Consider the following 23,267-nt stretch of genomic DNA (forward strand, 5'->3'; position numbering starts at 1 on the left):
CCCGGCGACCCACCGGACGTGTCGCGGAAAACGTCACGGCGCGGAGGCGGCACCCTCGGGCAAGTAGCTGTCCCGGAAACCGAACGCCCTCGGCGAGGGCCCGTTCCCCCGCAGCAGTTCCAGTCGCTCGACGGCTTCCTCGACCGTCGGGAGATGCCCGGCGGGCACCCACCACAGCACCTGGAACGGCGACTTCGGCAGTTCGAACCACTCCGAGCGGCGGCGCAGCATGTCCAGGTGACCGCTGCGGTAGACGTAGTCCCACAAGGCGTCGCGGGTTTCCCAGACCGACATGTTGACCAGGACGTCGTCGCCGAGCGAGGTCCGGATCGCCGTGGCGTCGTTGCCGCCGTCCTCGACCAGGCGCCACACGAAGCCGGGCGCGTTGTCGGCGACCTCGTTCAGCGTGTCGAGCATCGACGTGAAGCCGTGCATGCGGGCGTCGGCGAGCGGGAATTTGAGGATGCCCACGTTGAGCTGGGCGAGGTGGTGTTCCGTCACTCCTTCACCTCACCATCGCCGGGCCTTCTATGTCAACTATCATTATTTTTAGAAGACTCGACGACGACACAGCACAGCCCGGGGCGCGGATCCATGCGCGCGGTCAGACCGTCAGCGTCTTCGAGCAGCCCCTCCAGCAGCGCCAGGTTCATGCCGCACACCAGCCCCGGATGCCGCTGCGAGAGGACGTGGAAGGGGCAGTTGACGAGACGCAGGACGTCGTCGTCCAGGCGAGGCTCGTACCCGCGAGCGGCCAGCAGTTCCTTCGCGGCGGCGAGATCTTCGACCGGTCCCGCGGCAGCACGGCCCTCCCGCCGGGCGGCGGCCTGCAGTTCAGTGTCCAGCCGGGCGACCTCGGCGACCTCGGCCAGCAGATCGGCGGCGGTGCGGTAGTCGCGCGCCGGAACGGAGAACTGCCGCTCGGCGCCGGACCGGCGGTACAGCTTCGCCGGACGGCCGGCGCCCGGACCCGAACGTCCGCTCAGCCGCTTGCTTTCCGTCTCCAGCAGGCCCGCGTCCACGAGCTTGTCGAGATGGAAAGCGGCGAGCGTGCGCTGGATCCCGGCCCCCTCGGCCGCTTCGTTCCGGCTCACGTCGTGATCCTGGGAAACCACGTAGTCGTACAGCCGCCGCCGGACCGGATCCTGCAGGACGGCGATCGCCTCGATGTCTTCCACGCCGCCAGTCTAAGAACAACGAGGATGCGCGTTAGAGGACGCCGCTCCCCTTCGAGGCCCGCCGCGTCGCAACCGACCGCGGCGGCTCGGCGCGCATGTGGTCGCGGACGCGGGCCATGATGCCGCCCAGCGCGTCCAGGTCCGAAGTGGACAGTGGGGCGACCAGCAACCGGCGGACGACCTCGACGTGCCCGGGAAGCACCTTCGCGACCAGCTCCCGGCCCGCCTCGGTGATGGCGACGACGGTGGCCCGCTGGTCGTCCGCACTGGGACCGCGGGTGACCAGGCCCGCCTTTTCGAGCAAGCCCGCCTGATGAGTCAGGCCGCTGCGGCTGTAGACGACGCCGTCGGCCAGCTCCGTCATCGTCAACGGCCCGCCGGAATCGGAGAGCCGGGCGAGCAGTTCGAACTGCACGTAGCTGAGGTCTCCCTCGGCCCGCAGCTGCTGGCTGACGGCGTGCTGCAGCAGGCTCACAGCCTCCATCAGCGAGAAGTAGGTAGTGAGCTGCCCGGGCTCCAGCGCGTCCGCCATGCCGTCAGTCTAGATGCTTCGAAGTCGAATCATTGTGGCCGTCCTCACGTCTCCGAGACTTTGCTTCGACATCGAAGCATACTCGCTCCCAGATGCTTCGATGTCGAAACACATTACGGAGGATGTCATGAAAGCAGTGCGCTACCACCGCTACGGCGGAAGCGAAGTCCTGACTCTCGAAGAAACCGAGCGACCGGTGCCCGCCGAGGGACAGGTGCTCGTAAAGGTGGCCGCGACGTCGTTCAACCCGGTCGACCTCGGGATCCGCGCGGGCGGTCTGCAGGAGGTATTTCCCTTGGCGTTCCCGCACATTCCGGGCATCGAGGTCGCCGGAACGATCGCCGAGCTGGGTCCCCGGACCGACGGCCGTCAGGTCGGCGACGCGGTCGTGGCCTTCCTGCCGATGAACGCCGACGGCGCCGCGGCCGAGTACGCCGTCGTTCCCGCCGACGCGCTGGCCGCCGCCCCGAAGACGGTCGATCTGCCCGACGCCGCCGCGCTGCCGGTCGGCGGATTGACGGCCTGGCAGGCGCTCTTCGACGACGCTCACCTGCGAGCAGGCCAGACGATCCTGATCAACGGCGCCGGCGGAGCGGTCGGCGGCTACGCCGTTCAACTCGCGCATCAAGCGGGCGCGGCAGTCACCGCGACCTCGAGCCCGCGCACCGAGGAACGCCTCCGCGAGTATGGAGCCGACCGGATCATCGGACACCTCGACTTCTCTTCCGGCGCGCCCGCGGTCGACGGAGGACTGTTCGACGTCGTGCTCAACCTCGTGCCCACCACTCCGGAGGAGACCGCGGCGCTCGTCAGCCTGGTCGCCGACGGCGGAACGCTGGTCAGCACCACCACTCCCCCGCCGGAGAACCCCGGACGCGGGATCCGGACGGCGCGGGTGTTCGTCGCCAGCAAGGCCGAGCAGCTGGCCGAACTCGTCGAGCGCGTCGACGCGGGGACGTTGCGGATCACCGTCGCCGACCGGCGGCCGCTGGCGGATCTCCCGGCTGTGCACGAGGAAGCAGCCTCGGGACGGCTCGTCGGCAAGACCGTTCTCATTCCCTGAAAGTCCGGTTCGAGCGCTGGAGGACCCCGCCTTCAGCGCTCGAACCGCACAGGCTCAGCTCCGGGCCTTCGCCAAACCCGCCGGCACCGCACCGAGCCACCAACGCGGGTCCGCCGTCCCCTCCGTCGTGCGGCCGTCGCGGTGGACGAAGAACCGTTCATCCCGCCCGGGCGTGTCGAACTCCCCGTCCAGACCGCGCGTCAGCCATTCCGCGCCGAAGGCGAAGACCTCCGCCGCAGTTCCGCCCAGCGGGTGGAATTCGTCTTCGTAGACCCGCATTTCCTTGGGCGCACGGATCTTTTCGTAAGTCTCGAGCGCGCTCTCCACCGGCGTCAGCTCGTCGAACTCGCCGATGCCGAGCAATACCGGGCAACGGATGCCGGTCACGAGGTCGCCCAGCGGCATCTTTTCCTTGAGGTCCCGGTCGAACGCCGCCTCGTCGGCATAGCCCGCCATGTACAGGTAGTTGTTCTTGAAACTCGGCTGCGCCCGCTCGAAGATCGTCTCGAAATCACCGGACACCGCCTCGAAGGCGGCCACCGCGCGCAAGCGGGTCCCCTGCACCGCCGCGGCGCGCAGTGCCCAGTAGCCGCTCATGCTGATGCCGAACATCCCGATCCGGTTTTCGTCCACTTCGGACAGACCGGCGAGGTACGCCGCGTAGGTTTCGAGAGCGCGTTCGTAGTTGTCCAGGGTCACGGTCAGCCCGCGCGCCCGGGTCTCGCCCTGCCCCGGCCCCTCGATGGACAGCGCCACGACTCCGCGCGAGGTGTAGTAGCGCTCGGCCGCGAAGATGTAGTCCTCCTTGATCATGTCCATGCCAGGCCCGAGAATCACCGCCGGGACACCGGAAACCGGCTGCGCGGGCAAGTGCAGCAGACCGAAGATCTTGCCGCCTTCGAAGTCCAGCTCGACCCGGCGGACCGTGTTTCCGCGAAGCTCTCCCAGCCGTGCCACGCACGAATCGCAGCGCTCGCGGAAATTCGCCTTGCGGCCGTCGGCGGAGTCGAAGATCGAGTACTGCGCGCGGCCGTACATCACCGCTGCCCGCAGATACAAATCCGACGCCGTCCTGCGGTAGCCGAGCCGCTCGTGGTGCGCGGCCCGCTCCTCCGCCTGTCCCGCGACGACAGCCCACGCCTTCGGCAGCATCGCACCGGCGCGCACCATCGCGAACACCTTGTCGAAGTCGGCGTGATCGTGCCCGAGCTGTTCGAGCGTGCCCTTGCCTTCCGGGTGCAACGCGTCGAAGCCGCCCTGCGCCAGCGCGATGTCCAAAGCCCAGCTCTGCCCGGCCGAACGTGTCGTCATGATCGCCTCCTCAATTAACTAAGTACTTAGCTAATGTGCCACGGCTAGACTCCGCCCGGCAAGGAATGCGGCGGGCACCACAGGAGAGCGGACCGATGGGCGACGAGGCGATCACCCGGCTGGCGCGAGCCGCTTACCGGCTCAGCGCGGCCGATTCCCGGCTGCGCGGCCGCGCGACCCGCAGCGCCGAAGCCCTTTCCCTCGCGCACGCCCGCGCGCTCAAGAGCCTCGCCGAACACGGGCCGATGACGGTCAACCAGCTGGCCGGGCACGCGGAAACGACGGGAGCGGCGGTCACCCAACTGGTGAACGGCCTGGCCAGCGCCGGTTACGTCACGCGCGAACGGGCCGACTCCGGGGACCGCCGCACGTCGATCGTCGCGTTGACCGACGCGGGCCGCCGGCGACACGAGGAGCGGGAGCAGGTCCTCGCCGCCGGCCTGCGCGAGCTGGCCCAGGACCTCGACGATCACGCGATCGACGCCGCGGGCACGGTGCTCGACCGGCTGGCCGCGCTGTACGACCGTCTCTGAAGCGCACGGCAAGCTCTATCACCTGATTGAAACGGCTGATAGAGTCCGCGCCATGGGCACCGAAGCCGCGCGGATCCCCGCCAGTCGCGGGGCGGCGACCGAGCAGCGCCTGATCGCCGCCGCGGAACGGCTTTTCGCCGAACAGGGCGTCGGCGCGGTGTCGTTGCGGACCGTCATGCAGGCGGCGCAGACGAACGTGGCGGCGATCCACTACCACTTCGGTTCCAAGGAAGGGCTGCTCGACGCGGTCCTGCGCAGCCGCCTCGGCCAGGTGACCGGCGAGCGGAACGCGGTGCTGCGGGAATTCCCCGGAAAGGACGTCTCCGCGCACGAACTGGCCCGCGCGTTCGTGCAGCCGGTGGTCGCGGTGCTCGAATCCGGCGGCGAATGCTGGATCCGGCTGGTCGGCCGGCTGCTGGCGACCGGCGGCGACGGCCTGGACGCGGTCGCCGATTCGTTCTTCGAGCGCAACGCCGCGTTCGTCGGACTGCTCGACCGGCTGAGCCCGGGCGTCCCCCGCCGGACGCTCGATTTCCGGCTGTCCCAAGCGATGACCGTGACGCTGAACGTCCTCGGCGACGTCGGCCGCACCCGCCGCCTGCACGGCCCGGACGCGGCGGACTGGACCACCGGCCAGATCGTCGACGACCTCGTCGACGTCGTGACCTCCGTACTCGCCGGCCCGCCCGGGGCCCGCCGCAGGAAGTGAGGAACCGATGGGAACCAAGCAGCGAGCGCAGATCGAGATGACGCCCGAGGAGGTGTCGGCCTATCTCGCCGCCCAGCGCACCGCGACGCTGGTGTCGCTCGGCCCCGGCGGGCATCCGCACGCGGTCGCGATGTGGTTCGCGGTCATCGACGGCGTGCTGTGGTTCGAGACGAAAGCCAAGGCGCAGAAGGCAGTCAACCTCCGCCGCGACCCGCGCGTCACGGTGCTGATCGAGGACGGCCTGACCTACGACGTCCTGCGCGGCGTCTCGCTCGAAGGGCGGGCCGAGGTCGTCGACGACCCGGAGGCGCTCTGGGCGGTCGGGGTCAACGTCTGGGAGCGATACCACGGCGAGTACACCGACGAGGCGAAGCCGATGGTGGAGTTCATGCTCCGCAAGAGGGTCGCGATCCGCGTCGACGTCGAGCGGATCCGTTTGTGGGACCACCGCAAGCTCGGCCTGCCCCCGATGCCGCTCGCCGGATCGACCGCCGACCCGCAACCGCCCGCCCGCTGACGCTTTCGCCCCGCCAGGAGGTCGCGATGGGACGCTTTTCCCTTCCCGCACAGGCGCCGAAGGGCCTGGACTCGCCGGTGACGGCGGCGCTCATGAAGTGCATGGCCCGAATCCAGACCAAGGTTTTCACCCTGACCGGCGGCCGGATCGGCAGCGCATGGCGCGTCGGCGCCGGCTTTCGCAAGCCGGTGCCGACGCTCCTGCTGGAACACCGCGGCCGCAAGTCCGGGCGGCTGTTCGTCACCCCGCTGCTGTACCTGCGCTCCGGCGACGACCTGGTCGTCGTCGCCTCCCAGGGCGGGCTGCCGAAGCATCCGCAGTGGTATTTCAATCTGCTCGCGGAGCCGGAAGCCCGCGTGCGGCTCAAAGGCCGCCGCGATGTTCCGGTCACGGCGCGAGTCGCCCCGGCGGACGAACGGCGCGAATGGTGGCCGCGGCTGGTCGATCTCTACGCGGACTTCGCGAAATACCAGGACTGGACGGACCGCGAGATCCCGGTGGTGGTGCTCACCCGACGCGGGACGGCGCGCGGCCGGTGAACCGGAACTCGACGGCGACCGGAATGTCGTCCAGCTCCAGCGCTTCCTTGAGCCGCGGCAGGCTTTCCCCGGTGATGCGGCTGCGGATCTCGCCGAGGTCCACGTCCTGTTCGCACGTGACGATCAGGGCCAGGGCCGGATTGTCGCGCGATCCGGCGAGCGACGCGCGAGCCTGATGCACGCCGGGATAACCGCGCAGCTCTTCGGTGAAAGGCGCGACCGCGGTGTCGGCGTGCAATTCGGTGCGGCCGCGGGCAGGGTCGGATTCGAACCTCCACAGCTTGGTGCGCGGCCGGTGCGCGAGCTGGGCGAGCAGCCAGCGCAGCGCGAGCAGTCCCACCACTATCGCCGCCACCGCGATCACGTAGAACGCCCAGGTGGGCGGCTCTCCGGTGCCCGGCACGATCGGCGCCGCGGGGTCGACGAGCCGCAGTACGCGGAAGTGGGCGGCCAGCCCGAATCCGCCTGCGGCGAGCAGCACGAGACCGATCACCGCGAGCAGGAAGCGATTGAGCGTGGCCGGGCGGTTGACGCTGGTCATGACGCCTCCTTGGTGGCACGGACCCGCACCGACACCGCGGGCCGCCGGGCGGGCGCGATGCGGTCCAGGCGGGACTCGACGGCGGCACGAACGGCGTCGGCCAGCCCGTCGGTCCGGGTGCGCGCGGTTTTCACCCGCACCTTGACCTTGCGCGGGCCGGTCGAGAGCCGGGCTCGCTCGACACCGTCCACATTCGCCGCCGCCGTGCGCAACGCGGTCCGGTAGCCCGCGGTCTCGGCGCCGGAATCCGGGTCTCCCGTGAGCGGGAGGATCCGGCGTTTGCCGGGCAGGAGCGCCGCCCACAGCAGCACCAGCCCGACGACGGCGACCGCGCCCGAGATCAGCGCCGGAACGAGATCGGTCCACCGCGCGTCGTGGACGCCCCCGGCGACCGCGCGATAGTCCAGCCACGGCTGATGCCCGGTGAGCCGCTGAATGGCCGCGACCGCGATCAAGACGCCCGCGGCCAGCAGCGCACCGGCGGTCAAGCTCGCCGGAAGAGACCGGCGGGTACGGCGTTTCACTCGATCCTCCTCCCGGCGGCCTCGGCGTGCAAGGCCGTCACCGTGATGCCGACGCGGCTGACCGGCATTCCGGTCAATTCCTCGACGCGCCCGCGCAGATGGCCGCGGACCCGTTCGGTCGTCGCGCCGACCGGGGCCGGGTACTCCAGCGAGATCCGCACGTCCAGCTCCACCTCGCCGCCCGCGATCCGGACGGCGGTTTTCGCCGACCGGTCCAGCGCCTCCCCGCCGAGGCTGATCCCGAGCGCGCGCCCGGCGGCCCCGCCGACCCTGTCGATTTCGCCCGCCGCGTGAGCAGCCAGCCGCTCGACGGCGTGCTCGCTGATCGTGAGGCTCCCTCGTTCCTCAGGCGCGGCCGTGGCCGCGCCCTCCATCACGACAGCCACGGCTCACCCCCGGTCGCGGCCGGTGAGCTGCGAAAGGTCGAGCTTGCCGTCCAGCAGGCGGCCGACGAGCAGCCCGACCGCGCCCAGCACGAGGACCAGCAGAAACGCGCCGAACCCGCCGATCGCGGCGGCAAGGCCCAGCACGAGGCCGGTGATCAATCCCAAAGCAGTCGCGTTCACGACACCGTCTCCTTCCGGTTTTCTGACTCGGTTTCCGCCGGCGCCGGTTCTTCGACGTCGGCGATGAGCACGTGCACCGGGCGGCCGGGCGACGCGACGGCCGCGCGCACCGCGGCCGCCACGTCCCCGGCGGAGAACGGGGCCCGGACCGTCACCCCGACGGTGACGTCCTCCTCGGTCACCCGCACCCCGCTCACCCGGCCGCCCGCGCCGAGGGTCGAGACCCGGCCGAACTGCCCGCCGTGCACGTCTGCCACCTCCGGCAGCTCCCGCACCGCGGCGGCGATCCGACCGGCCTCCGCAAGCAGATTCATCGCACCCGACCTCCATCGCCGGTCGCCCGGCGGACCGCGACCTTCGCGGCCTGCCCGGCCTCGCTGTCGTGCACCACCGGCAGGTCCCGCACCGCGGCAGCGACCCGGCCGGCCTCCGCGAGAGCCTTCAGCGCCCCCGAACGCCGTCTCCCGCCGCGACCGCCCGCAGCCGCCCGGCGGCCGTGCACCGCGGGCAGCCGGACGGCCGCGGCGGCCCGGCCGGCTGCCGCGAGCACGCTCACTGCACCCGGCCGCTGTCGCCGGACGCGTCCTCCCCCTCGTCGTCGGACGGCAGGTGCAGGTCGCCCACGTTGATGTTGACCTCGACCACCTCGAGCCCGGTCATCCCCTCGACCGCGCTGATCACGTTCCGCCGGATCGAGCGCGCGACCTCCGCGATCGCGACGCCGTACTCGACCACGATCTGCAGGTCCACCGCGGCCTGCTTCTCCCCCACCTCGACCGAAACGCCCTGCCCGGCCGACGCCGTCGCGCCCGGGATCCGCTCCCGCAGCGCCGAGAACGCCCGCGCCGCGCCGCCGCCGAGGTCGTAGACCCCGTGGATCTCGCGCGTCGCCAGCCCGGCGATCTTCTGCACCACCACGTCCGCGACGGTGGTCGTCCCCTGCGAACTGGTCAGCGGTCCCGCGTTGACCTTCTCCACGTCCTGGGACTTGGCCGCCGCGTCAGTCGTCGAAGCCATCGTTTCTCCTCCAGTCGTTTCCGGTTGTTCAGTTCATCGGTACGACTCGGGGGCGGCCCAAAAATCACTCCCCGATCGAGTGGCGACGATCACATCATCGGGTGAGTGACGGTTTTGCCTTCGCGGTGTCTTTAGGCTTGACGCATTCTCGCGTTCGTTGTTCGGCGACAAAGGAGAACATTCATGTCCATGGGCGACAAGATCGGCGCCAAGGCCGACGACTTCGGCGGCAAGGCCAAGGAAGCGGCCGGTTCGCTGACCGGAGACGAAAAACTCGAGAACGAAGGCAAGGCGGACCAGGCGAAGGCCGGGATCAAGGAAGCCGCCGAAAACGTGAAAGACGCTCTTGGCGACGCCGCGGGCAAAGTCAAGAACGCGCTGAAGAAAGACTGACTTTTCGCAGTGAGCACGCGGGGCCCCGGCACGACGACGGGGCCCCGCTTCGCTTTTCAGCCGGTCAGCGCACCTGCTTCAGCACATTCTCGACCGCTGCGACCACCACGTCCGGCCGATCGAGCGGGACGTCGTGGGAGCTGTGCTCAGCGGTGACCAGCGTTCGGTTCGGCGCGGCGTGCGTGAAGTCTCGCTGGGCCTGTCGCCACAACTGTGCGTCCTCGGGAGCCGGAAACGGCGTCTCGGCGGACACGATCACAGTCACGGGAATGCCGGCCGGCCAGGTCAGCTCGTGGTACGCCGCGTGCACCGGCCCGTAATCGTCGGCCTGGGCGAGCAGTTGACGTGTCTGCCGGGTGGACGGCGCTTTCTTGAGATCTTCGACCTGCTTCTCGTTCAACGCCACCAGCTTCGCGGTCTCGGCCGGAGTGAAGAACTGCGGCAGATTGGCATCCACGAGCACCGCCCCCGCGACCCGATCCGGGTGGCTCCAGGCAAAGGAGAAAGCGACTTCGCCGGCCAATGAATGCGACACCAGGATCACGCGGTCAGAGGCACCTAATCGCGTCAGCCCGGCGGCAAGGTCGGCGGCGGCGTTGTCCGCTCGCCACGGGCCGGGCGATTCGTCGCTTTTGCCTTCCCCTGCCCGGTCGTAGGAGATGATCTCGGATCCGGTCCTCGCCGCGAGTTCCGGAACGACCTTGCCCCATTCCGACGAATCCATCCCGCCGCCCGCGTCGAGCACGATGGCGGGCGACCGGCCTGGCGTGACGGAAAACGCCATGGCGCGGCCGTTGACCGGCACCAGGCGCAACTCGGCCGACGGAGGATCCGCCTCGGCATTGCACGAGGCCAGCCCGCCCGCAGCGACCACCACAGCCGCCACGGCGACGAGCGGCCGACGGAATCCTCCCCGCCGGGCACCGGAAACAGCCATCGAATCCCCCTCCGCGCACCAGGAACGGCGCTCCGTATGTCCTTTGTGGACACAAGAGCCCGCTCAACCCCAGCATCGCGAACAATCCGGTCAGGCGCGATACCGCTGGCTGCCCGAGCGCGGTAGGGACAACCCCACCCCCGAGGACTCCCTCAGGACTGTTCTCCCCGGGAATCCCCGAGAGACAACGAACGCTCCCCGGCCGCGGCCCGGCGTTCGGCCAGGTCTTTCTCCACCGCCGGGTAGATCCGCTCCAGCCGGTAGGCCCAGAACAGGACGATCAGCAGCACGAACAGCACCATCGGCACGTACACGAACAGCGCGTTGATCGCGGCCAGCGCCGAATCCGGCTGGGTGTGGTTCAAGCCGTTGTAGCCCGCCGCGCCCATGACCCAGCCCAGCACCGCCGCGCCCAGGCCGTAGCCGAGTTTCTGGCCCATGCTGCCCGCGCTGTAGAGCACGCCTTCCAAACGGCGTCCGTTCTTCCATTCGCCGTATTCGATGGTGTCGGGGAGCATGCCCCAGATCGCGCCGAAGATCGGGATGCGCCCGATGCCGCGGAGGATCGAACCGGCGACCGCCAGGGTCATGTTCGTCGGGTCGACGGCGATGACCAGGGAACCCGCGACGAAGATCGCCGCGCCGACGATCATCGGGGCGATCTTGCCGAAGCGGTTGTACACCGGCTGCATGAACAGCATTCCGAGCAGCGCCGGAATGTAGAGCATGAACGACATCAGCGCGGCGAATCCGGCGTTGCCGAGGAAGTACTGGGCGAAGTACGCAGTCGCCCCGGTGTAGAGCGATTCCGCGACGCTGAACACGATGAAGATCGCGAACAGCAGCAGCCAATAACGGTTCCGTGCCGCGAGTTTGAGCGATTCGGCGATTCCCGGCTGGTCCTTCGGCGGCGCGGTGTCGACGATGCGCTCCCGCGTATTGCGGAAGGTCACGAAGAACAGCACCGCCGCGAGAGCGCCGAAGAGACAGAACGTGACGATCCACGCCCGCTGGTCGCCGCCGAGCGCGCTCACCAACGGCAGGGTGAGCACGGTGACGACCAGCGAGCCGAGGGTGGCGCCGAACATCCGGGTGACGTTGAGCCGGGAGCGTTCGGTGAAGTCCCGCGTCATCCGGGTGTTCAGCGTTCCGTACGGGATCACCGCCGCGCTGAGGGCGATGTTCATCAGCGCGTAGGTGACCGCGATGTACACCAGCGTCGGCGCCGGTTCCATGCCCGGCACGGTGAACACCAGGATCAGCGCGATCGCGAACGGGGCGGCGGCCCACAGCACCCAGGGGCGCGCCTTGCCCCAGCGGGTCGACGTCCGGTCGACGATCGCGCCCATCCCGACGTCGACCACGCCGTCGAACAGCCGCGCGATGAGCACGATCGTGCCGACCGCCGACGCCGCCGCCCCGATCACGTTGGTGTAGAAGAAAACCACGTAGGTGGCCAGCGCGCCCCAGGCGATGTTCGTGGCCAGGTCACCGCCTCCGAAGGAGAGGCGTTCCTTCCAGTTCACCGTGGCGAATTCTTCGCTTCGTGCGCTCATCGTCGAGCGTCCCTTCGGATCGGGGTGGGGAGAGAGGGTCAGCGCTGCGCGGCAGCCAGGAGTTCGTCGGCGAGCGCGGCCAGGTCGAGATCGTTCGCGCGTTCCACTTCGGCGACGGCGGCCTCGTCGATCGCCTCGATCCCCCGGTAGGCGCCCGCGATCGCAGCCGCCATGCAGCCGATGGTGTCGCTGTCGCCGCCCGCGTTGGCCGCCAGCCGCGCGACGCGCACTGGATCTCCGCCCGCGGCGACGAAAAACCCGAGCGCGGCCGGCACTGCCTCCGCGGCGGGCAGGCCGACGCCGATCTCCCCGGCGATCAAATCGATGGCGTGCTCGTCGTCGCGGGCCGTGATGGCCAGTGCCACCGCACGCTCGATCCGCCGTTCGACCGACGCGCCCGGCACGTCACGACCTTCCGTGCGGCCGAGTTCAGCACCGGCTCGCGCGCCGTCGACGGCCGAGCGGACGATGTCGACGATCTCCGCTCCAGGAGTGCAAGCCCGCGCGACCGCAGCGGCGATGGCCGCGGCGCCCGCGACGCCGGGCGGCGTGTTGTGGCTGGGCACGCAGGTGGTGAACGCGGTCCGGACCGCCGCTTCCGGGTCGCCGTGGTGGAACAGCCCGACCGGCCCGACCCGCATCGCGGCGCCGTTGCTGGCGCCCTGGGTCATGATCGTCCCGGTCCGGCCGACCTCGCGCGGGTCCTCGCCGCGTTCCAGCCGGGCGATGGCCTCGCGGGTCGTCGGCCCGGCGAAATGCGGGAAGTAGTTCTCGTTCTTGGACCACTCGATCAGCAGGTGCGCCATGTCGTCCGGGCTCAGCGCGGCCCCGGTGCGGGCGAGCAGCCGGGCCAGCAGGATCATCTGGCTGGAGTCGTCGGTGATCTGCGCGGCGGCGCGGCCCTTGGCGTAGGGCGCGCCGGGGAGCGGGGCGTGGAATTCGGTGACGTAGCCGCCGAACGCGGCGCGGATCTGGTCCCGGCTCAGTTCCTCGGTCGGCGCGCCCAGCGCGTCGGCCAGGCAGGCCGCGGCGAGACTGCCGTGGATCTTGGAACGCAGCACAGAATTCAACTCGGTTACCTCTCAGTCGTGATGGTGATCAGGTCGTCTGGCCAGTCGCCGCGCTGCGAGCCGGACAGATAGGTGCGGCCGCCGACGGCGGTGACGCAACGGGTCGCCTGGGCCACCGCCCGGCGAAGGCTTTCGCGCACTTCGGCCCCGCCGAGCAGCGCACCCAGGAACGCCCCGGCCAGCGCGTCGCCGGCACCGGTCGTGTCGACAGCGGTCACCTCGCCGCGCAATCGCGCGCGATGCACCACGCCGTCTCGGTCCACAGTGGACGCTCCGTGCGCTCCTTCGCTGAGGACCACGAGTTCCGCGCCGAGTTCGATCAGCCGATGCGCAGAGGCGCGCGGTGTGGCAGCGAGCTTGGTCGCCGAGGCGGCGTTGAGGAAAACGATGTCGCTGAGCCCGAGCAGCCGCGCGAACTCCGGCTGATCCGGCTCGAACGCGTCCGGTTCGAGGTCGACCGCCACCCGTGCTCCGCGCTCCCGCGCGAGCTCGGCGACGGCAGCCGCCCACTCGAGATCGTCGGCCAGCGGCGCGACGAGGTCCGCGCCCGCCAGGACCGAGACGTCGATCTCCTCGATCGCCGGGATCTTGATCCCGGTGTCGGCTCCGGTCAGCGCCTTCTCCCCGCTCGCGTCGAGCTGGACGAAGCACATCCAGGTCGGATGGTCCAGGTCGCGCAGGGAATGTTCGAGCGATACCCCGAGCCGTGTCAGTTCGGCCAGCGCGGCGTCGGTGTCCGGCCCGGCTCCGGTCTTCGTGATCAAGTCGACCGCGACGGCGTGCTGCGCGGCCGCAGCGGCGAGGTTGGCGCTCATCCCGCCGCCGTAGACGCCGGACAGGGAGCCGATGGCCTTGTTGTCGTTGCCCGCGATGTGCGGGACCTGGACGAAGTAGTCGATGCTCGCGTCCCCCACGACGACGAGCCGCGGCACGGTGCTCATTGCTCAGCGCTCGCTTCTGAGGTCGATGTCGAGGTGGTAGCGATCGCCGCGCAGGATGTAGCGGGTGAACTCCAGCGGACGCTGATCCGCGCCGAACGACGTGCGCTCGCGCAGCATCGCCGCGGCGCCGGGCTCGACCTGGAGCCGCTCGGCCTCCGCCTCGGACAGATTCACGGCGCTGACCCGCTCCCGCGCGTGCGTGGGCTGCGCGTCGCGGCCGGAGAGGAAGGCGTACAGCGAATCCCCGGTGAACTCGGCGAAGTCGATTCCGGGCTGCTGCACCAGATAGTGGTCGAGGAAGACGAACGGCTCGTCGCCCATCCAGTAGCGCCGCTCGATGTGGCTCACCGTGTCGCCGGGTTCGAGATCGAGCGCCTTGGCGACCGCGGCGTCGGCGCTTTCCTCGGCATTGCCGAGCAATTCCGGCCGGATCGCGAAGCCGCGCTGCCGGAGCTCGCGCCCCAGGCCGAGCATCGGGCTCATCGCGCGGATCTCGTTCGACGCGACGATGCTGCCCCGGCCGTGGAACCGCTCCACGAGGCCGAGCCGCTGCAGCTCCTGGAACGCACGCCGCACGGAGGTCTGGGACACGCCGTACTGCGCCCGGAGCTGACTCTCCGACGGAAGCCAGTCCCCCGGCTTCAGCCTGCCGCTCAGGATGTCGCGCTGGATCTCGCTCTGAATCGTGCGATACAGCGGCGCACGGCTTGGTCGACCGGTCATACAACTTAGTGTACTAAGTGTGTCAACTGCGTCGCGTCGGCCTTGCCGGATCGCTTTTCGGAGGCGAGCCGATCCGGTCGAGGAGGTCCAGGAGCGATGACGCAGCGAAAACGACTTGGCAAGCCCATGCTCCTCATCGCGCTCTGCGCCATTGCCTGTGCCGCGTGCGCGACCTCCGGCACCCCATCAGCGAGTTCGCCCGTTACGCCGTCCTCGTCGGCCGCACCCTCCAGTGCTCCGTCACTCGCCAGTGCGCCGCCATCGGACACGACGGCTTTCCCCTCTTCCGAGGAAGCGCCGACAACGAGCGCCCCGCAAGCACCGCAGCCCGCTGACTACCTGAAGGCCGTGAAGGTCTCGTCATTGCCCGCCAGGTGTAATGGGTTCCAAATGCAAGGCACCACTCGAGCCGTGCAGCTCACACCGGGCGTATGGACCGCGCTACCGGACGGCGCGACAGTCGAGGACGCCGTCAACGCCGAGGTCCTCGACGGCTTCTGCAGCTCGGTCAAGGCTTTCGAACGTGTCTACCGAGCCGGACGCACCCACCCCGGGGCCTGCTGGTGAGCCTGCGGCCCCGGAGCGGCAGGCTCACCGGACACTGCCGCCGCCACTCCGCCGAGCACGACCGCGACCACGACGTCATCCCCCGCAGTCCCCGGACTCTTTCCCTTGCGCATTATGGCGTTTCCCCCGCGGAGTCCACTTCGGAACACCCCCGCTCCGGTATAGTCGGCCCCATGCGAACCCCTCCCTCCCCCGGTTCCGGATCCGCGCCGGATCCGGCGCGGGTGCTCGGGGCGCGGGTGCGCGAACTGCGGCGCGGACGCGGGCTGACGCTCAAGCAGGTCGGCGAGGTTTCCCGCCTGTCGCATGCCTTTCTCAGCCAGTTCGAGCGCGGACTGGCCGCCGCGAGCGTCAGCACTCTGCAGCGGATCGCGGTCGCGCTGGACACCACGGTGTCGGCCCTTCTCGCCGGACCCGCGGAGCAGGGCGTGGGATTGCTGCGCGCCGACGAGGGAATGGTGATGCCCGGGGCCGAAATCCCGACCGGGTCCACGGCGCGGGCGCTGTCGCGGGCGGGTTTTCCGGTGCAGCCCATCGAATACACCGGCGGCCCGGCGGAGTTCGGCGAGTATTTCGAGCACGTCGGGCAGGAGATGCTGTACGTCGTCACCGGGCGGATCGAGCTGGATTTCGCCGACGGGCGCCGCGAACAGCTCGGCGAGGCCGACGTGGCGACCTATCCGGGGTCGCGGCCGCATCGCTGGCGCAGGCTGGGCGACGAACCGGTCCGGGTCCTGCTGATCAACGCCGGGGAATGACGGCGGACCGCGCGGCCGGGGAAGAGCCGCGCGGTCCGGAAAACGAGGCTCAGCGCAGCAGCGGCACGACCTGTTCGGTGTAGCGCCGCATCTGCTCGGCGGCCATGTCGTAGGTGTGCCCGGGGAAATGCGGGAACACCACCAGGTGTTCGAGGCCGAGCGTGTCCTTGTGGTGCTGCACGATCTCGGCCACCTCCTCCGGCGTGCCGACCGCCCAGCACTTCTGCTTCGTGGACTGCTCCAGCGTCGGCACCAGCCCGGCGGGCGCGCGGTTGCCGTCGTCGCCCTGGTAGCCGCTGCTCCAGCCGAACGGCGCGAGCAGGTTCCAGAACTCGTCGTGCCCGATCCGCCCGGTGCGCCAAGCCTCCTCGTGGGTGTCGGCGATGTGCACGGGCAGCACCAGAATGCGCTTCTCCCCCGGCGCCAGCCCGACGCCGTGGCGTTGTTCGTACAGCTCGGCGTAGCGCTCCCACTGGTCGCGAATGTACCCGTGGTACTGGTTCCACCACACGCATCCGTGGCCCACCTCGGCGGCGTAGTCCAGGGTCGGCGGACTGGTGACCGCCTGCCAGATCTCGACCGGGTGCAGCGGGCCCGGCACCAGGGTCAGCGTGTCGGCCTCGTGGTCGGGATCGCGGTTGTCCGGCGGCGGAAGCTCGAAGAACTTTCCTTGGTACGAGAAGGTTTCCTGACTCAGTGCCGTGCGCACGATGTCCATGTACTCGGCGAAAACCTCGCGGTTGTGCGCGTCGATGACCTTGCGTTCCTCGCTCGACGACATCACTCCGATGTCCGCCTGGTGCGCGGTGAGGCTGCGCAGTTCTCGAGAGACCGTGCCCCGGCCGACGCCGAGCACCGCTCGTCCGCCGGAGAGATTGAGCAGGCTGCTGAAGTCCTCGGCCAGCCGCAGCGGATTCCACTGCGGCACGATGCTGAACATCGACCCCAGCTGGATCCGCTCGGTCCGCGCCGCCAGATGCGCTTCCAGCATCATCGCGTTCGGCACGACCTCGTAGCCCTCGTGCTGGAAATGGTGCTCTGCCAGCCAATAACTGTCGTATCCCAATTCCTCGGCGAGCACGCCCATCCCGACCAGCCGCTCGTGCGCGTGCCACACCTGCTCGCGGGTCGCGCGGCGGCGCGCGGCCGGCACCGGGTTCCCGGCTAGCACGTCCGGCATCTCGACCGAGCCGAAGAAGAACACTCCGTGGCGCACAGGGCCTCCATCCCTCCCGGGCTGGGCCGGGCTGTGAGCAGACGCAAAATGTAACTAATATCAACACTGTGCGGCTCGACCTGCGGAGTGTCAAGCCCAAACAGGCCCTTGACATCTCCGGAAGGCTCAGCGCAGGCTGTGGCAGCAGTGTTACCTATATCAACATGGCCGGTGAATCCGCCGCAGGGGGTTCTTCCGCTGGAGGACAGATGGTCAAAGACGCCCACGCAGTCCGCGCACCCGCCGTATCCGTCGAGCACCACGGCGTCGAAAGGATCCCCGACGACCAGCGCCACGGTTCGCCGCGATCCGCCTTTTCCCTGTGGTTCGCGGGAAATCTGCAGTACTCGGCGCTCGCGGTCGGCGCCATTCCCACCGCGTTCCTCGGCCTGGGGTTCGGCGAAGCCGTCCTGTCGCTGGCCATCGGCATCCTGATCGGCAGCGTGCTGCTGGGCTTCGCCGCCTCGATGGGGCCGCGCGCCGGGGTGCCGCAGATGATCCAGTCGCGCATTCCGTTCGGCTACTACGGCAATTTCCTGCCGGTGCTGCTCCTGTGCCTGACCGGCCTCGGCTATTTCGCGGTGAACACCGTGCTCGGGGCCTACATCGTCCGCGAACTCTTCGGGCTGCCGTTCCTGGTTTCGCTCGTAGCGGTCGCGGCGGTGCAGATCGTCATCGCGATCGTCGGGCACGATCTGGTGCACCAGGCCGAGCGCTTCCTCGCGGTCGTCGCGTCCGTGCTGTTCCTGATCCTTACCTGGTACGGCCTGGCGAAAGGCGATCTCGCCGCGTCGGGCGACGTCCTGCACCGGGGTGCGGGCGGGGTCGCCGGAGGCATGCTGACCACCGTCGCGCTCGCTTCGACCAGGACGTTCGGCTGGTGCATCGGCGGTTCCGACTACACGCGTTATCTGCCGCGTGACACCTCACGGCGACGGGTGCTGCTCGCGGCGTTCTCCGGCGCCTCGCTCGCCGGGCTGTGGATGGCGGTCGTCGGGGCCGCGATCGGCACCGTGATCACTGTGGACAGTCCGACCGACCTCGTGGCGAAGCTGATCCCGTCCGGGCTGGCCGCGGTGATCCTGGTGGCGTTGCTGGCGGCCTCGATCTCCGGCAGCGTGCTGGACATCTACACCGCCTCGCTGGGCTTGCTGATGGTCGGGGCCAAGGTGCGCCGCTGGATCTCCGCCGTCATCATCGGCGTGCTGGGGACCGCGGTGGGGTTCGTCGCCGGGCACAACGCCGGGTCCGTGTTCGGCACCTTCCAGAATTTCCTGTTCCTGATGGGCTATTGGATCGGCCCCTGGCTGGGAATCGTCGTCGTGGACACGCTGGTCTTCGGCCGCCGCGAGATCGACCCGCGGCGGTATTTCGACCGCACCCGGCGGTTCCGCCCGGGCTTGGCGGCGTTCGTGCTCGCGATCGCGGTTTCGGTGCCGTTCATGGACCAAAGCCTTTACACCGGCGCGTTCGCGGCGCGCTTCCCGCAGTTCGGCGACCTCACGCCGTGGGTCGCGGGCGCGGTGGCCGCCTTGGCCTACTACCTCATCCGACGCTATCGAAAGGCCGACGAGTGACGAAACAAGCGCTTGGCCCGTTGAAGTACGGCACGACAGTCCAGCCCTGGGGCAGAGGAGCCGCGGCAGGCGGCTTCGTCTTCCTCAGCGGGATCGACGGCGTGACGGACGAACAGGGCCAGCCTGCCCACGGCGTCGCCGCGCAGACCCTGGTCACGCTGAACCGGGTGCGCCGGCTGCTCGCCGACGCGGGCGCGGAGTTCGAGGACATCGTGCAGTTCGACCAGTTTCTCGCCGATCCCGCCGACCGCGCGGAGTACATGCGGGTGCGCGACGCTTGGCTCGCCGAGCACGCGCCGAAGCTGCTGTCCGAGCGTTCGTATGCGTCGCTGCTGATCTATCCCGCGCTGGCCACGCCCGAGATGCGGGTGGAAATCCGGGCCGTCGCCTATCTCGGCTCCTGAAGGAAGAGGAATTCCTTATGGTTTCACGGTTTTTCGCCGAACTGAGGGCCTCGCAAGTCGAGACGGCCTGCGGACCGTCTTCGGTCGCGGTGCTGCCCGTCGGCGCGATCGAACAGCACGGCCCGCACCTTCCGCTGGCCACCGACGCGCTCGTGGCCGAAGCGGTGTCGAAAGAAGTCGTAGCCAGGCACGGCGAAGACCTCGATCTGTGGCTGCTGCCGACGATCAGCTACGGTCGGTCCGTCGAACACATCTGGGCGGCGGGCACCCTTTCCCTGTCCACGTCGACCTTCGCCGCGACGCTCGACGACATCGGACGTTCGGTCGCCGCCGCCGGCATCCGCAGGCTCGCCCTCGTGAACGGGCACGGCGGGAACGTGTCCGAAATCCAAACCGCGCTGCGCGACCTGCGCCTGGCGTACGGACTCCTGACCTTCGCCATCAACGTTTTCCTCCCCGAGGAGCACGACCCGGCCTGGGCGGCGAGCGAAAACGGGCTCGGGATCCACGGCGGGGCCGCGGAAACGTCCCTGATGCTGCACCTGCGTCCCGACCTGGTCGACCTCGGTTCCGCGGAACGCCGGATCCCCGCGCAGATGGCCGACAACGTGCACGCCCGGTTCGGCGGCAGCGTCAGTTTCGGATGGCTGGCCAACGATTTCGGCCCGGAAGGCTACCTCGGGGACCCGACACTGGCCAGCGCCGAGGCGGGCGCGCGCGGATTCAAGTCGCTCGCAGGCACTCTCGGCGACCAGCTCGCGGAGGTCGCACGTTTCGACTTCCCCGATTCCGCACGGACGCGCTAGTCCAGTCCCTTCGCCGCAGGAAGCCGGTCCACCATGCACAACCCCCTGATCGTGGGCATCGGCGGCACTGTCCGCCCCGATTCCTCTTCCGAACGAGCCCTCCGAGCGGTGCTCGAAGACGTGCGGGCGCACGGGGCCCGCACCGAACTGTTCACCGCGCGAGACCTCGGATTCGCCATGTACGAACCGGATCTCGCCCATCGCTGTCCGTCCGCGACCGCGTTCCTCGACGCGATCCGCCGCGCCGACGGCGTGCTGATCTCGACGCCCGGATACCACGGCGGGTTGTCCGGCCTCCTCAAGAACGCCTTGGACTACCTCCAGGACCTCGCCGAGGACGACCGTCCTTACCTGCACGGACGCGCGGTCGGCTGCATCGTCAGCGCGTACGGGCCGCAGGCGGGGGTGACGACGTTGACGTCGCTGCGCTCGACCGTCCACGCCCTGCGCGGCTGGCCGACCCCGCTCGGCGTCGTGGTCGACTCGGCCGGCCGGCCGTTCTCCGCCGACGGCCGGGTCGCCGACCGGAAACTCGCCGCGCAGCTCGCCACCGTCGCCGAGCAGGTCGCCCGGTTCGCGACGGCGGAGATCCGGACCGTCGCGTGACGCCGGCCATGACTTCCGTCGACGTCCGCCCGCTCGACGCCTTGCTCGCGCCCGGACGTCCGGTCGTGCTCTCCTCCGACAGCGACGCTGCCCTCGTCCTGCCCGCGGCCGAGGCATCCGCGACCGCGCTGGCGTTCGTCGTCCGGCATTCCTCCGGACTGGTGTGTGTCGCACTGCCCAGCGACCGGTGCGACGCGCTCGAACTGCCGCCCATGCGCCCGAACTTCGGCCGAGGTTCCGGCTGGTGCGTCGCGGTCGATGCCGCGACTGGCGTCACCACCGGGATCTCGGCCGCGGACCGGGCGGAGACGATCCGTCGCCTCGCCTCCCGCGACACCCGGCCGGAGGACCTGCACCGGCCCGGACACGTACTGCCTTACGCCACGCACCCGCGAGGAATCCTTGGCAGGCTCGCGATCCCCGAAGCGGCCGTCGAACTGTGCCTGCTGGCCGGGCTGCCCGCCGCGGCTGCGTTCGCCGCCCTGGTCAGCCCGGCAGATCCGAGGAGGATGGCTACGCCGGACGAATCAGCTGCCTTCGCCGCCGCGCACGGCTTGCCAGTCGTCGATACGGCTGCGGTTCTCCGGAATTGCTCGCGGATGCCTCGATAAGCCCGTTCTCGACGGCCGCCGGTCCCGAAGCGCGCTCCGTCTTGACTGGCCGGGACGAGGCTGTTGCTGTCGGGCGACCTCCGATCTGATGACCGGGGTCGCCTGTCCGGCTGGCCCGCCTCCCGGGTCCGGTCGCCGTGGGTCATCGGCGGCGGACACGAGCGGGTCGATCTTGTTCCGGCCCCTGTCCGACCGGACCGGCACTACCTTAAATTCAAGCGAGCCAGAGTCTTCGACACGCACCTGCGGAGGTAGAGGATGCCTGCTCCGAACGACGACAAACCCGAGCAACCCGGTTCCGGCAAGGACCGGCGGGACTTCCTGAAGGGAGCCGCCGCCGCGGCCGCGCTGGGGGTGGGCGGGGTCGCGGCCGGCGGCCTGCTGGGCGGGCAGCAGGCCCAGGCCTTCCCGCAGCAGACCGGACTGCCGCCGATCGGGGCGGAGATCCCGTGCAGCTGCCTCGCGATCAACACCCCGCTGCAGATCCGGACAGCCCTGGTCAGCGTCGATTTCCGGGGCGGGATCAAGGTCCGGGTCGACGTGAACCCGGACGACCCGTTCAACTCGGTGCGGCTGCGCGTCGTCGGCCACCGGGTGTCGGCCGAACTGCCCGGCGGCGACAGCGCGAAACAGGGCGGCGGCACGATCACGATCGAGCAGAACGACGTCGACGTGGACGCGAAGAGCCTGCTCAAGCTGACGCAGCGGTTCCCGCCGCGCTACGAGCAGGTCATGGTCCTGAGCTTCACCATGACGATCGACCAGCCCGGCGACATGCTGCGGCGGGCGGGCATCCAGTCCCGGAAGGCCTACGAGCCGCTGGTGCTGACGACGAAGGAGCCGGGGATCCTGGTCGGGCAGCTCACGCAGTTCCCTCCGCGAGGGGACCTCTACCAGCTGCAGAACCCGATCGACCTGGTGCTGCCGGACGACCCGGACACGACGATCGCGACGATCCAGAAATTCCCGGTGAAGGTGGGCGGACTCTGAGGTTCCGGGTTGCGGAGCGGCCCGGTCCACTCCGTGCGGCGGGGCGGACCGGGCTGTTTCTTCGGGTTCGCGGTTGCAGAGCGGCTCGGTTCTGCTCGGCGCGGGATCGACCAGCCGCTACTTCCCGTTCAGCGCCACAGAGCGGCCCGGCTCACCCCGGGCGCGGGACCGACCGGCCGCTACTTCCGGTCCAGCACCGCAGAACGGCCCCGTCCACCTCGTGCACGGGACCGACCAGCCACTTCTTCCAGTTCAGCACCGCAGAACGACCCGGCTCGCCCCGGGCGCAGGACCGACCAGCCGCTTCTTCGAGTGCCAGGCCGCAGGGCGGCCCCGTTCACCCCGTGCGAACCGGGCCGCTTCATCGGATCCGATGCGTCGAACGGAACCCGGTTCATCCGCCTGCGCGCGAACCATCCCCCTCCGTCAATCCCAGCACCGTCGAACACCGCATCACCGCTTGCGCGTCTCCCGCGAAAGTCAGCTTCCCCGTCGCCAGCGCCTCGAACGGCCCGAGCGCACCGGCGCCGATGCGGACGAACGTCGTCGCGTCCGTGCGAATGCTCAGCACCGGCGATTCGGCAGGCCCGCGCGCCGTGGTCAGGGCGCCGTGGTCGATGGTCAGGTGGAAGATCTCCTCGTCCACTCTGAACTCGTACGTCTCCGCCGCCTCCGGCAGCCGGCTCGCGTCCGCCATCGACTGGACCGCCAGCAGCGCCCAGTGCGGCCGCGTGACCATGTCCGCGCTCGGTTCGCCCAGCAGGCCGATGCCCCATTTCGACAGCGCCAGCACCGGTTCCCGCAGCTGTTCGCCCAGCGGGCCGAGCCGGTACGCGTGTCCGGCGCCGGTTTCGGAGCGCTCGACGATTCCGGCGGCGCCCAGTTTCTTCAGCCGGTCCGCCAGGAGATTCGTGCCGATGCCGGGCAGGTCCGCGAGCAGCTCGGTGTAGCGGCGCGGGCCGAGGAGCAGTTCGCGGACGATGAGCAGCGTCCAGCGTTCCCCGACAGTGTCGAGAGCAGCGGCCAGCCCGCAGTACTGCCGGTACTGCCGCTCCCCTCGTGCGGTGGTCGTCACCACCCCA

General features: G+C 69.7%; 32 protein-coding genes. 14 read left to right on the forward strand and 18 right to left on the reverse strand.

The window, feature by feature from the left end:
* Positions 1–33 precede the first annotated feature (33 nt).
* Genes ACZ7OI_RS09215 through ACZ7OI_RS09225 form a run of 3 tightly spaced genes read right to left on the reverse strand, consistent with a single transcriptional unit; the run spans position 34 to position 1,710 of the window.
* The gene (locus ACZ7OI_RS09215; protein ID WP_470263665.1) at positions 34–501 is read right to left on the reverse strand and encodes a DUF3291 domain-containing protein; all 468 of its coding nucleotides are present in this window, start codon (positions 499–501) and stop codon (positions 34–36) included.
* Positions 502–533: 32 nt separating this feature from the next.
* Positions 534–1,178 (reverse strand): helix-turn-helix transcriptional regulator, encoded by a 645-nt coding sequence (locus tag ACZ7OI_RS09220; protein ID WP_470263666.1) that lies wholly within the window; start codon positions 1,176–1,178, stop codon positions 534–536.
* A 31-nt stretch (positions 1,179–1,209) separates the two neighbouring features.
* On the reverse strand, positions 1,210–1,710 hold the full coding sequence (locus ACZ7OI_RS09225; RefSeq protein ID WP_470263667.1) for a MarR family winged helix-turn-helix transcriptional regulator: 501 nt from the start codon (positions 1,708–1,710) through the stop codon (positions 1,210–1,212).
* 127 nt (positions 1,711–1,837) lie between these two features.
* Here ACZ7OI_RS09225 and ACZ7OI_RS09230 point away from each other — a divergent pair, with 127 nt between their 5' ends.
* Positions 1,838–2,773: an NADP-dependent oxidoreductase gene (locus tag ACZ7OI_RS09230; RefSeq protein ID WP_470263668.1), complete on the forward strand. Its 936-nt coding sequence runs from the start codon at positions 1,838–1,840 to the stop codon at positions 2,771–2,773.
* 54 nt (positions 2,774–2,827) lie between these two features.
* Here ACZ7OI_RS09230 and ACZ7OI_RS09235 read toward each other — a convergent pair whose 3' ends face one another.
* Positions 2,828–4,084, reverse strand: coding sequence for an alpha/beta hydrolase (locus tag ACZ7OI_RS09235; RefSeq protein ID WP_470263669.1), 1,257 nt, complete (start codon positions 4,082–4,084; stop codon positions 2,828–2,830).
* Between the two features lie 95 nt (positions 4,085–4,179).
* On the opposite strand from ACZ7OI_RS09235, the gene ACZ7OI_RS09240 reads away from it, so the two are divergent.
* From ACZ7OI_RS09240 to ACZ7OI_RS09255, 4 genes are read left to right on the forward strand one after another with little or no spacing between them, the layout of a single operon-like run.
* Complete coding sequence (locus ACZ7OI_RS09240) at positions 4,180–4,617, forward strand: MarR family winged helix-turn-helix transcriptional regulator (RefSeq protein ID WP_470263670.1); 438 nt, start codon at positions 4,180–4,182, stop codon at positions 4,615–4,617.
* Positions 4,618–4,669: 52 nt separating this feature from the next.
* Positions 4,670–5,326, forward strand: coding sequence for a TetR/AcrR family transcriptional regulator (locus ACZ7OI_RS09245; protein ID WP_470263671.1), 657 nt, complete (start codon positions 4,670–4,672; stop codon positions 5,324–5,326).
* 7 nt (positions 5,327–5,333) lie between these two features.
* Positions 5,334–5,843 carry a pyridoxamine 5'-phosphate oxidase family protein gene (locus tag ACZ7OI_RS09250; RefSeq protein WP_470263672.1) on the forward strand — a complete coding sequence of 170 codons (510 nt, stop codon included), beginning with the start codon at positions 5,334–5,336 and terminating at the stop codon, positions 5,841–5,843.
* 26 nt (positions 5,844–5,869) lie between these two features.
* Positions 5,870–6,382: a nitroreductase family deazaflavin-dependent oxidoreductase gene (locus tag ACZ7OI_RS09255; protein ID WP_470263673.1), complete on the forward strand. Its 513-nt coding sequence runs from the start codon at positions 5,870–5,872 to the stop codon at positions 6,380–6,382.
* Here ACZ7OI_RS09255 and ACZ7OI_RS09260 read toward each other — a convergent pair.
* Genes ACZ7OI_RS09260 through ACZ7OI_RS09290 form a run of 7 tightly spaced genes read right to left on the reverse strand, consistent with a single transcriptional unit; the run spans position 6,351 to position 9,030 of the window.
* A complete protein-coding gene (locus tag ACZ7OI_RS09260; RefSeq protein WP_470263674.1) occupies positions 6,351–6,923 on the reverse strand; it encodes an Asp23/Gls24 family envelope stress response protein in 573 nt (190 codons plus the stop codon). The genes ACZ7OI_RS09255 and ACZ7OI_RS09260 overlap by 32 nt on opposite strands.
* Positions 6,920–7,447 carry a DUF6286 domain-containing protein gene (locus ACZ7OI_RS09265; RefSeq protein WP_470263675.1) on the reverse strand — a complete coding sequence of 176 codons (528 nt, stop codon included), beginning with the start codon at positions 7,445–7,447 and terminating at the stop codon, positions 6,920–6,922. Before ACZ7OI_RS09265 ends, ACZ7OI_RS09260 begins: the two co-directional genes overlap by 4 nt.
* Positions 7,444–7,833, reverse strand: coding sequence for an Asp23/Gls24 family envelope stress response protein (locus tag ACZ7OI_RS09270; RefSeq protein WP_470263676.1), 390 nt, complete (start codon positions 7,831–7,833; stop codon positions 7,444–7,446). The genes ACZ7OI_RS09265 and ACZ7OI_RS09270 overlap by 4 nt, the downstream gene beginning before the upstream one ends.
* Positions 7,834–7,836: 3 nt before the next feature.
* Positions 7,837–8,013 carry a hypothetical protein gene (locus ACZ7OI_RS09275; RefSeq protein ID WP_167493543.1) on the reverse strand — a complete coding sequence of 59 codons (177 nt, stop codon included), beginning with the start codon at positions 8,011–8,013 and terminating at the stop codon, positions 7,837–7,839.
* On the reverse strand, positions 8,010–8,327 hold the full coding sequence (locus ACZ7OI_RS09280; protein WP_470231768.1) for a hypothetical protein: 318 nt from the start codon (positions 8,325–8,327) through the stop codon (positions 8,010–8,012). Before ACZ7OI_RS09280 ends, ACZ7OI_RS09275 begins: the two co-directional genes overlap by 4 nt.
* Positions 8,324–8,563, reverse strand: a complete 240-nt coding sequence (locus ACZ7OI_RS09285; protein WP_470263677.1) for a hypothetical protein — start codon at positions 8,561–8,563, stop codon at positions 8,324–8,326. The genes ACZ7OI_RS09280 and ACZ7OI_RS09285 overlap by 4 nt, the downstream gene beginning before the upstream one ends.
* Before the next feature lie 2 nt (positions 8,564–8,565).
* Positions 8,566–9,030, reverse strand: a complete 465-nt coding sequence (locus ACZ7OI_RS09290; protein WP_470231766.1) for an Asp23/Gls24 family envelope stress response protein — start codon at positions 9,028–9,030, stop codon at positions 8,566–8,568.
* A gap of 183 nt (positions 9,031–9,213) precedes the next feature.
* Here ACZ7OI_RS09290 and ACZ7OI_RS09295 point away from each other — a divergent pair, with 183 nt between their 5' ends.
* Entirely contained in the window at positions 9,214–9,423 is a 210-nt protein-coding gene (locus ACZ7OI_RS09295) for a CsbD family protein (RefSeq protein WP_037812879.1), read from the forward strand.
* A 64-nt stretch (positions 9,424–9,487) separates the two neighbouring features.
* On the opposite strand, the gene ACZ7OI_RS09300 is transcribed toward ACZ7OI_RS09295, so the two are convergent.
* The 5 genes from ACZ7OI_RS09300 to ACZ7OI_RS09320 form a co-directional block, all read right to left on the reverse strand.
* On the reverse strand, positions 9,488–10,360 hold the full coding sequence (locus ACZ7OI_RS09300) for an alpha/beta fold hydrolase (protein WP_470263678.1): 873 nt from the start codon (positions 10,358–10,360) through the stop codon (positions 9,488–9,490).
* 152 nt (positions 10,361–10,512) lie between these two features.
* Positions 10,513–11,916, reverse strand: a complete 1,404-nt coding sequence (locus tag ACZ7OI_RS09305) for an MFS transporter (RefSeq protein ID WP_470263679.1) — start codon at positions 11,914–11,916, stop codon at positions 10,513–10,515.
* A gap of 38 nt (positions 11,917–11,954) precedes the next feature.
* Positions 11,955–12,977 (reverse strand): ADP-ribosylglycohydrolase family protein, encoded by a 1,023-nt coding sequence (locus tag ACZ7OI_RS09310; RefSeq protein ID WP_470264303.1) that lies wholly within the window; start codon positions 12,975–12,977, stop codon positions 11,955–11,957.
* A gap of 14 nt (positions 12,978–12,991) precedes the next feature.
* A complete protein-coding gene (locus ACZ7OI_RS09315) occupies positions 12,992–13,927 on the reverse strand; it encodes a carbohydrate kinase family protein (protein WP_470263680.1) in 936 nt (311 codons plus the stop codon).
* Positions 13,928–13,930: 3 nt separating this feature from the next.
* The gene (locus ACZ7OI_RS09320; protein ID WP_470263681.1) at positions 13,931–14,650 is read right to left on the reverse strand and encodes a GntR family transcriptional regulator; all 720 of its coding nucleotides are present in this window, start codon (positions 14,648–14,650) and stop codon (positions 13,931–13,933) included.
* 411 nt (positions 14,651–15,061) lie between these two features.
* Between ACZ7OI_RS09320 and ACZ7OI_RS09325 the strand changes: the two genes are divergently transcribed.
* Entirely contained in the window at positions 15,062–15,217 is a 156-nt protein-coding gene (locus ACZ7OI_RS09325) for a hypothetical protein (RefSeq protein WP_470263682.1), read from the forward strand.
* A 173-nt stretch (positions 15,218–15,390) separates the two neighbouring features.
* Positions 15,391–15,975, forward strand: a complete 585-nt coding sequence (locus tag ACZ7OI_RS09330) for a helix-turn-helix domain-containing protein (protein WP_470263683.1) — start codon at positions 15,391–15,393, stop codon at positions 15,973–15,975.
* A gap of 49 nt (positions 15,976–16,024) precedes the next feature.
* On the opposite strand, the gene ACZ7OI_RS09335 is transcribed toward ACZ7OI_RS09330, so the two are convergent.
* On the reverse strand, positions 16,025–17,191 hold the full coding sequence (locus tag ACZ7OI_RS09335) for an LLM class flavin-dependent oxidoreductase (protein ID WP_470263684.1): 1,167 nt from the start codon (positions 17,189–17,191) through the stop codon (positions 16,025–16,027).
* A 209-nt stretch (positions 17,192–17,400) separates the two neighbouring features.
* On the opposite strand from ACZ7OI_RS09335, the gene ACZ7OI_RS09340 reads away from it, so the two are divergent.
* From ACZ7OI_RS09340 to ACZ7OI_RS09365, 6 genes are all read left to right on the forward strand, one after another.
* Entirely contained in the window at positions 17,401–18,768 is a 1,368-nt protein-coding gene (locus ACZ7OI_RS09340; RefSeq protein WP_470263685.1) for a purine-cytosine permease family protein, read from the forward strand.
* The gene (locus tag ACZ7OI_RS09345) at positions 18,765–19,172 is read left to right on the forward strand and encodes a RidA family protein (RefSeq protein ID WP_470263686.1); all 408 of its coding nucleotides are present in this window, start codon (positions 18,765–18,767) and stop codon (positions 19,170–19,172) included. Before ACZ7OI_RS09340 ends, ACZ7OI_RS09345 begins: the two co-directional genes overlap by 4 nt.
* Before the next feature lie 17 nt (positions 19,173–19,189).
* Complete coding sequence (locus ACZ7OI_RS09350; RefSeq protein ID WP_470263687.1) at positions 19,190–19,978, forward strand: creatininase family protein; 789 nt, start codon at positions 19,190–19,192, stop codon at positions 19,976–19,978.
* A 33-nt stretch (positions 19,979–20,011) separates the two neighbouring features.
* Positions 20,012–20,584: an NADPH-dependent FMN reductase gene (locus ACZ7OI_RS09355; RefSeq protein WP_470263688.1), complete on the forward strand. Its 573-nt coding sequence runs from the start codon at positions 20,012–20,014 to the stop codon at positions 20,582–20,584.
* Positions 20,585–20,592: 8 nt separating this feature from the next.
* On the forward strand, positions 20,593–21,195 hold the full coding sequence (locus tag ACZ7OI_RS09360) for a 3,4-dihydroxy-2-butanone-4-phosphate synthase (protein ID WP_470263689.1): 603 nt from the start codon (positions 20,593–20,595) through the stop codon (positions 21,193–21,195).
* Positions 21,196–21,453: 258 nt separating this feature from the next.
* On the forward strand, positions 21,454–22,185 hold the full coding sequence (locus ACZ7OI_RS09365; protein WP_470263690.1) for a twin-arginine translocation signal domain-containing protein: 732 nt from the start codon (positions 21,454–21,456) through the stop codon (positions 22,183–22,185).
* 394 nt (positions 22,186–22,579) lie between these two features.
* Here the strand turns inward: ACZ7OI_RS09365 and ACZ7OI_RS09370 are convergent, their stop codons facing one another.
* Positions 22,580–23,260, reverse strand: coding sequence for a winged helix-turn-helix transcriptional regulator (locus ACZ7OI_RS09370; RefSeq protein ID WP_470263691.1), 681 nt, complete (start codon positions 23,258–23,260; stop codon positions 22,580–22,582).
* Between the last annotated feature and the right edge of the window lie 7 nt (positions 23,261–23,267).

The sequence above is a fragment of the Amycolatopsis sp. NPDC114503 genome (assembly GCF_055633655.1).

Bases quoted from the DNA above. Each gene is read 5' to 3' on its own strand.
- ACZ7OI_RS09360 (WP_470263689.1), top strand. From the start codon at position 20,593: ATGACTTCCGTCGACGTCCGCCCGCTCGACGCCTTGCTCGCGCCCGGA.
- ACZ7OI_RS09315 (WP_470263680.1), bottom strand. From the start codon at position 13,927: ATGAGCACCGTGCCGCGGCTCGTCGTCGTGGGGGACGCGAGCATCGAC.
- ACZ7OI_RS09255 (WP_470263673.1), top strand. From the start codon at position 5,870: ATGGGACGCTTTTCCCTTCCCGCACAGGCGCCGAAGGGCCTGGACTCG.
- ACZ7OI_RS09245 (WP_470263671.1), top strand. From the start codon at position 4,670: ATGGGCACCGAAGCCGCGCGGATCCCCGCCAGTCGCGGGGCGGCGACC.
- ACZ7OI_RS09225 (WP_470263667.1), bottom strand. From the start codon at position 1,710: ATGGCGGACGCGCTGGAGCCCGGGCAGCTCACTACCTACTTCTCGCTG.
- ACZ7OI_RS09290 (WP_470231766.1), bottom strand. From the start codon at position 9,030: ATGGCTTCGACGACTGACGCGGCGGCCAAGTCCCAGGACGTGGAGAAG.
- ACZ7OI_RS09240 (WP_470263670.1), top strand. From the start codon at position 4,180: ATGGGCGACGAGGCGATCACCCGGCTGGCGCGAGCCGCTTACCGGCTC.
- ACZ7OI_RS09365 (WP_470263690.1), top strand. From the start codon at position 21,454: ATGCCTGCTCCGAACGACGACAAACCCGAGCAACCCGGTTCCGGCAAG.
- ACZ7OI_RS09355 (WP_470263688.1), top strand. From the start codon at position 20,012: ATGCACAACCCCCTGATCGTGGGCATCGGCGGCACTGTCCGCCCCGAT.
- ACZ7OI_RS09330 (WP_470263683.1), top strand. From the start codon at position 15,391: ATGCGAACCCCTCCCTCCCCCGGTTCCGGATCCGCGCCGGATCCGGCG.
- ACZ7OI_RS09280 (WP_470231768.1), bottom strand. From the start codon at position 8,327: ATGAATCTGCTTGCGGAGGCCGGTCGGATCGCCGCCGCGGTGCGGGAG.
- ACZ7OI_RS09235 (WP_470263669.1), bottom strand. From the start codon at position 4,084: ATGACGACACGTTCGGCCGGGCAGAGCTGGGCTTTGGACATCGCGCTG.
- ACZ7OI_RS09320 (WP_470263681.1), bottom strand. From the start codon at position 14,650: ATGACCGGTCGACCAAGCCGTGCGCCGCTGTATCGCACGATTCAGAGC.
- ACZ7OI_RS09295 (WP_037812879.1), top strand. From the start codon at position 9,214: ATGTCCATGGGCGACAAGATCGGCGCCAAGGCCGACGACTTCGGCGGC.
- ACZ7OI_RS09230 (WP_470263668.1), top strand. From the start codon at position 1,838: ATGAAAGCAGTGCGCTACCACCGCTACGGCGGAAGCGAAGTCCTGACT.
- ACZ7OI_RS09300 (WP_470263678.1), bottom strand. From the start codon at position 10,360: ATGGCTGTTTCCGGTGCCCGGCGGGGAGGATTCCGTCGGCCGCTCGTC.
- ACZ7OI_RS09340 (WP_470263685.1), top strand. From the start codon at position 17,401: ATGGTCAAAGACGCCCACGCAGTCCGCGCACCCGCCGTATCCGTCGAG.
- ACZ7OI_RS09250 (WP_470263672.1), top strand. From the start codon at position 5,334: ATGGGAACCAAGCAGCGAGCGCAGATCGAGATGACGCCCGAGGAGGTG.
- ACZ7OI_RS09305 (WP_470263679.1), bottom strand. From the start codon at position 11,916: ATGAGCGCACGAAGCGAAGAATTCGCCACGGTGAACTGGAAGGAACGC.
- ACZ7OI_RS09260 (WP_470263674.1), bottom strand. From the start codon at position 6,923: ATGACCAGCGTCAACCGCCCGGCCACGCTCAATCGCTTCCTGCTCGCG.
- ACZ7OI_RS09350 (WP_470263687.1), top strand. From the start codon at position 19,190: ATGGTTTCACGGTTTTTCGCCGAACTGAGGGCCTCGCAAGTCGAGACG.